At 42.1% G+C, this 5,276-nt stretch carries 8 protein-coding genes; 3 read left to right on the top strand and 5 right to left on the bottom strand.

The window, feature by feature from the left end; translation table 11 throughout:
• Positions 1-302 (top strand): hypothetical protein (locus tag ABYU67_RS11775; RefSeq protein WP_372845430.1); only part of this gene is annotated, 302 nt, incomplete at its 5' end.
• Here ABYU67_RS11775 and ABYU67_RS11770 read toward each other — a convergent pair.
• Complete coding sequence (locus ABYU67_RS11770) at positions 294-473, bottom strand: ribbon-helix-helix domain-containing protein (RefSeq protein WP_372845428.1); 180 nt, start codon at positions 471-473, stop codon at positions 294-296. The two genes, ABYU67_RS11775 and ABYU67_RS11770, sit on opposite strands and share 9 nt — an antisense overlap.
• Before the next feature lie 191 nt (positions 474-664).
• Here ABYU67_RS11770 and ABYU67_RS11765 point away from each other — a divergent pair, with 191 nt between their 5' ends.
• Both ABYU67_RS11765 and ABYU67_RS11760 read left to right on the top strand, forming a co-directional pair.
• Entirely contained in the window at positions 665-1,399 is a 735-nt protein-coding gene (locus ABYU67_RS11765) for a DUF3865 domain-containing protein (protein WP_372845426.1), read from the top strand.
• On the top strand, positions 1,371-1,829 hold the full coding sequence (locus ABYU67_RS11760) for a DMT family transporter (protein ID WP_372845424.1): 459 nt from the start codon (positions 1,371-1,373) through the stop codon (positions 1,827-1,829). Before ABYU67_RS11765 ends, ABYU67_RS11760 begins: the two co-directional genes overlap by 29 nt.
• A 346-nt stretch (positions 1,830-2,175) precedes the next feature.
• On the opposite strand, the gene ABYU67_RS11755 is transcribed toward ABYU67_RS11760, so the two are convergent.
• The 4 genes from ABYU67_RS11755 to ABYU67_RS11740 form a co-directional block, all read right to left on the bottom strand.
• The gene (locus tag ABYU67_RS11755; protein WP_372845422.1) at positions 2,176-3,120 is read right to left on the bottom strand and encodes a replication initiation protein; all 945 of its coding nucleotides are present in this window, start codon (positions 3,118-3,120) and stop codon (positions 2,176-2,178) included.
• A gap of 293 nt (positions 3,121-3,413) precedes the next feature.
• Positions 3,414-3,965, bottom strand: a complete 552-nt coding sequence (locus ABYU67_RS11750; protein ID WP_372845420.1) for a hypothetical protein — start codon at positions 3,963-3,965, stop codon at positions 3,414-3,416.
• The gene (locus ABYU67_RS11745; RefSeq protein WP_372845418.1) at positions 3,962-4,942 is read right to left on the bottom strand and encodes a MobA/MobL family protein; all 981 of its coding nucleotides are present in this window, start codon (positions 4,940-4,942) and stop codon (positions 3,962-3,964) included. The genes ABYU67_RS11750 and ABYU67_RS11745 overlap by 4 nt, the downstream gene beginning before the upstream one ends.
• 2 nt (positions 4,943-4,944) lie before the next feature.
• Positions 4,945-5,142 carry a hypothetical protein gene (locus tag ABYU67_RS11740; RefSeq protein WP_372845416.1) on the bottom strand — a complete coding sequence of 66 codons (198 nt, stop codon included), beginning with the start codon at positions 5,140-5,142 and terminating at the stop codon, positions 4,945-4,947.
• Positions 5,143-5,276 lie beyond the last annotated feature (134 nt).

Below are 5,276 nucleotides of genomic sequence, written 5' to 3'. Positions count from 1 at the left end.
TAGCACAAACAATTTCAAATACGGATAACACTATGCTAACTATAGAACAAAAATTAGCAAGAAACGAAGCTGAAAGAAAACGGTTAATGGCTAAAAAAAATTCATTAGAAACTGGTCAAAAAGTAATCATCGGTGGCATGTTTTTATCCCTTGCTAAAACAAACACTGGCATCGCTAAATTTATACTTGAAAACGCTAGCACTCACATCACCCGTCCAGCTGATATAAAACGGATCGAACCCCTACTCGAAGAATTAAGACAAGCTATGGTCAGTGATTCTGGTGAAAATAACTCAGTCTAAATCTAATTTGCCTTGACCGTTTTTTTTCACGTAAGCCATCATATAATCTCTAACCAGTTGGCTTGCGGTGCGGTTGTTATCTTTAGCTATGCGCTTGAACGCCTCAACCAATTCTTTATCGGCTCTGCAAGTAAACGTGCTATCACTTCTGTCTGGTAGAGTATTTGCCATGATAAGACCTCAAGTTATTAACGTAGTCCATTATACTAACTTTGTTAGTGCATTGTAAGAACTTAATCGCCATTCACTAAAGCCCAAATAAAGAAATTTTAAAACAAACAAAATTCTACTATTTTTCCGTGTAATATCTTGGTAGCTTTGTTTCGATATATTATTAACTTTACTTGAATCGGAGATTTAAAATGGATTATGCGTTCTTAAAAAATCGTGCTAGATCAGTAGCCCATAACGACATATTAAAACGCTGGGCTGACCCTAGCGAGAACTTTAGTTTCAATGATTACAGTATAATTATGAATAACTTGAGACACTGGTTAGCGCCTACAGTTAAAAGACTTGAGGCAGGTTTGGAAATACTTAAAGAAACTGGTAACGATTATGCGCTAGATGAGATAATTCATGCTTTCGAACACAATATTGAAGACGAAAAAGGTGATGGTAAAGAAAGCTCTCACGCTTATCTATTCAATAAATCCACACAGACTTATAGCAACGCCGTTTATAGTAAAGAAATCAAATTTTGTAAAGGACTTCCTACCACCATGCTCCTTAAAAAATCTTCAGAAGACTTTTTTAAAGGAGACTTATTTGTAATGCTGGGAGCTGCCTTAGCTCAAGAGATACATGCCTTACCCCAATTAGAGTTATTACTCAAAGGGTTAGAAAAAAACAAGAGTGATTTTTCCGAGAGCGAGTGGGATAATGTCGAATATTTCTATGAAATTCATTTAGATGGGACTGAAGCACGACACGCAGAAGATCTCAATCAAACCATCTGGGAGCTTATAGATGATGAAAACAAAAACACTAGATTTCTAGAGGGTTTTGACGGTATTTTGAGTCACTTAGATAAGTTTTGGAATGGTATAACAGAAGAGGTCAAATTTAATGAAAATACTTCCTTATGTGCTGATTAGCTTACTAGGAGGTGCAATTGTTCCATTACAGCTAGCTATTGTAAATGCCTTTCGCGAAAGTACTCAGGCTTCTCAAATACAAGCTACATTTTATTTATACCTAGGTGGGGCATTCGCTTCTTTGTTGCTAGCCTATTTTATGAGTGGCGGGATCAAGCCGCCGCTTATTGGAAATGCTACTTGGTGGATGTGGCTACCAGGATTTTTAGGAAGTTTTTATATCCTATTTATGTTCATTGCCGCCCCTAAAATAGGCGCAGGCAACACCCTACTTTGGGTTTTCCTTGGACAGATGTACTTCGCCATTATTCTAAGCCGAACAGGATTATTTGGTTTAGAAGTTAAAGTGATAGACATATACAAAATCTCTGGGCTAGCTCTAGTCACAATTGGCGGAATGTTAATGATATACGGCGAAACTAAAAATTGACCCACTAAATCAAGTTTAATACTACGCCAACAGAACGCGCTGTAAGGGCTTTGAAATATTGAAATGGCACTAGGGTAGCCCACCTATACTCAGAACGCCACCAGCAGCCAAATTAGAGCCAAATTAGCGTGCAATCATGACAGACTTAAAAGGACAGATACGAAACGATAGAACATTAGGCTTGTTATCAAGGTCGCGGCAATCGACTGCGGTCGATTGAAAAAGACTAATTAATTTTTGATGATTTTGAGAAGAAGCAAAACAGCGCGAAAATTGATTAGCTCAGCTTAACGGCAACCCTCAAAAACCCCTACGGGCTATTATCTGATTCTGGGATGTCCGATTTTTACTTTAGCTTCTTCTGTATACCCCACCGTGTAAGGGTTCTAGGTGATATGCTTAAACGCTCCGCAATGACCCCTATTTTCACGCCTTCAGATGCCCATATTCGGGCTTGTTTTTGCTTGTCGGTGTTATCACCCCATCTCATTTTTGAGCGATGGCTCTGACGCTCTGAAAGTGCCTTGTGGCTTGCTGTAAAGTCCATTCGTACGCAATATCGGGCAATACTGCGGACAATGTGTTTTAGCTCATTGGGAAACAGTGGCACATCAAAACGCTGATTATACTGCTCTGCTATCGGCTGTAACTGTCTGACAATCTCGCTGTAAGGCGCGGATGCTAAGGCATAACCGTATGGTCGGACGTGTTGAAAAACGCTGTAGTTTCGCCCATAGCCTTCGTCATTGGCTGGCTCTTGCGCTTGATAAAGCTCTAGGTCTAAGTTTTCGGCAAGCTCGGCAAGGGTGTAAGAGGGCTTAGCCCCTGTTAAATATACTTCGTGCGAGGTGTGGCAAGGGTTTTTGACTAGGTTGCCACCATAGCTTTTGTCTGCCTCTAACGCTAATCGTAGGGCTTTTTGCACACTGGCAAGGTATCGCATCGCCTTTTGGCTTGACTTGCGCCATTTACCCACTGGCGTTGTTAGCTTGTAGGCGTAGTGGGCGTGTCCGTTTTCGGGGTTTTTGATAATAATTTGCGGACGTGGTAACCCCTTATCATGGTAAGTAAATAGGGCTTGTGGGTCGTCAATATCAAAGACAAGCCACTTGATAATTTCAGGATGATTGGGTTGTATGTAGGCGTGTTTTATAGCGTGCGATTTGGTACGGATGTGGCTAAAACCCTTATCATTGGTGCAATAGGGGTTAGTCGCTAGGTCTGCGTAGAATTGGGCTAGAGTGCTGACGCTCTGCCAGTCGGTCGGGTCTATTTGTTTGATTGCGTACACTGTAAAATTTCAGTTTTGCATCAGGTAGTAGTATGGGTTACTTAAACCTATCCCACCAAATACAAAAAAGCCTTGTTTTAGTGTGTGCGACCAACTAAAATACCCCTACGATACGTGGTTTTTGGTGGTCGCACACTGAGAATTACATTAAGCCCTAATGTTTGCAGCATTGGGGCTTACTCGTTTCTAGCGTTTGAGTTTACGCCTATTTTTGTCTTGTTGTAAAGGTCGAGCGGTGTTCGTGTGCATCCGTTCGCACACGGATCAACGCTGACCCAACAACCGCTAGGGCGTTAGTCTTTTAAATCTAAAATACAATAATCATTGTACTTACCGTTTCTACAATTCTTGGTCATTATCCTAACGCATAGCTCACCATCACATTTTTTCAAATCCAAAACACCGCCTGCGTTGTTCAACATCTCAACGGTTGTTGTACGTTCTGCAATATCATCAAGGCTTGGAATGAACAGGCTTGCACCTAGTATCACTAATACGCAAGTTCCTAAAATAGCCCCTACCGTTATAAATGCGTGTTTCCAACTAAGCGACTTTGACTCTTCTTTGATTGCGTCAGCTGCCCCTATCGCATTGTTTGATGCTTTTCTAAGGTCTTGCGCTGCTTTGGTCGCATGATTGTTCAAATCGCTTTCTATGGACGTTCTAGCGTCCTTAAGAGAGTCCGTAAACAACTGCTGTGCAAGGTTGGGTAGTTGTTTGTGCAAGCTCTCTATCTGGGCTTGTTGTTTGTTGATGATGTCTAAGGTTTGGTCAATATTCTTTTGCTGTTCTTCTGCGTGTGCCATCAATGCAAATAGATGCTGTTTTGTGCTGTCATCGCTCATGGTTCAATGCCTCTGTCCTGCTGCTTTTCGTGGGTTTTTTCGAGTTCCTGACGTTCTAATTTTTGTTGCTGCTGCTCTTGTTTAAATAACTCATATTCTGCTCTGAAGTCCTGCATCCCTTTGGCTTGCTCTTTGACGTTCTCTATCTCTGTCTTAGCCTCTGTAAGGGCTGCAAACTCTATCTGTAGGTCACGCAACTGCTGATTATCTGCGGTAATCTCTCGGTTTAGATCGCCTTTGTCGGTAACAATGCCCCTACGCTCCATTGCTGACGCTTTCCAACCCATCTTAATTGTTGGTTTCTGCTCTATCCCTTGCTGCTTTAGGCTTCTATGGTCAATACGCTCCTCGATGCCCTGCTTTTCTAACTGAGTGTTGACGATGGTTTCCCATTCTTTTCGTAGCCCTTTGATCTCGTTGCTTGTCGAGCCTAGCCCTAGCTCTTTGCGCTTAGCATTTGATAGCTCGATGCTAGCTTTGTCGCCAAGCTCGATACCGGTAGCGGTACGGCTAAGCTCTCTTGTTGTGGTCATGATATGAGCGTGCCAATTGCGATTGTCGCCCTCTTTATCGGGAGAGTGAATAGCCACATCAACGCCCACGTTGTAACGCTCTGCTAGCATTTTAGCGAACCTAATGGCTACCCTTGCGCCCTCATTCTGTTTTAAATCTTTGCGCTTTTTCTTGTCCTTAGGTACAAGCTCATGCGGTATCGCTAGCACCCATTCCCTAGCGGTGCGCCCATCTTTGCGGTTCTCGGCAAGCTCTGCTTTATTCCATAGCTCACTACGATCAATATTTTTCATAGTCTTATCAAAAGCGTATGACATCTCTACACCGCTACGTTTTGAGTAGTCGTGTTTTAACCCTGTGCGCTCGTCTGTAATCTCTATACCAGCACGATAAGCGGCGGATGCCGTTGCACTGCGGCCGCCACTTCTTGATATGGGCTTAGTCGTTGCATAGTAGATTGCCATGACTACGGATGTATTTCATTTTTTAGGGTGAACATTAGACCCAATAACAGCCGTTCTTCAATCTCGGTTAGGGCATTTAAACCGTAATCATGAGTCTTCAAGATGACCGCTTGTTGATCTGTAGTTAGCTCAACGGTTATTGGTTTATTGGTTGCCAGTTCTCTATACTTCTCGAAACTTGATGGTTCAAATAGGCTCATCGTTTTTATTCCTTTTTCTTAGTTTTAGTCATTTTGGCTTTTGCTCCGCAGGACGTATTTAGGACTTGAAAATTTATACAACAACGTGGAATAAATTTCTCAAGTCGTAAATGCGCACTTATCTAAAAAGACAG

The sequence above is a fragment of the Psychrobacter sp. genome (genome assembly GCF_041554015.1).
GTDB lineage: Bacteria > Pseudomonadota > Gammaproteobacteria > Pseudomonadales > Moraxellaceae > Psychrobacter.
The sequence above is the reverse complement of the archived record's forward strand: the minus strand, read 5'-3'. Positions and strand labels throughout refer to the sequence as shown.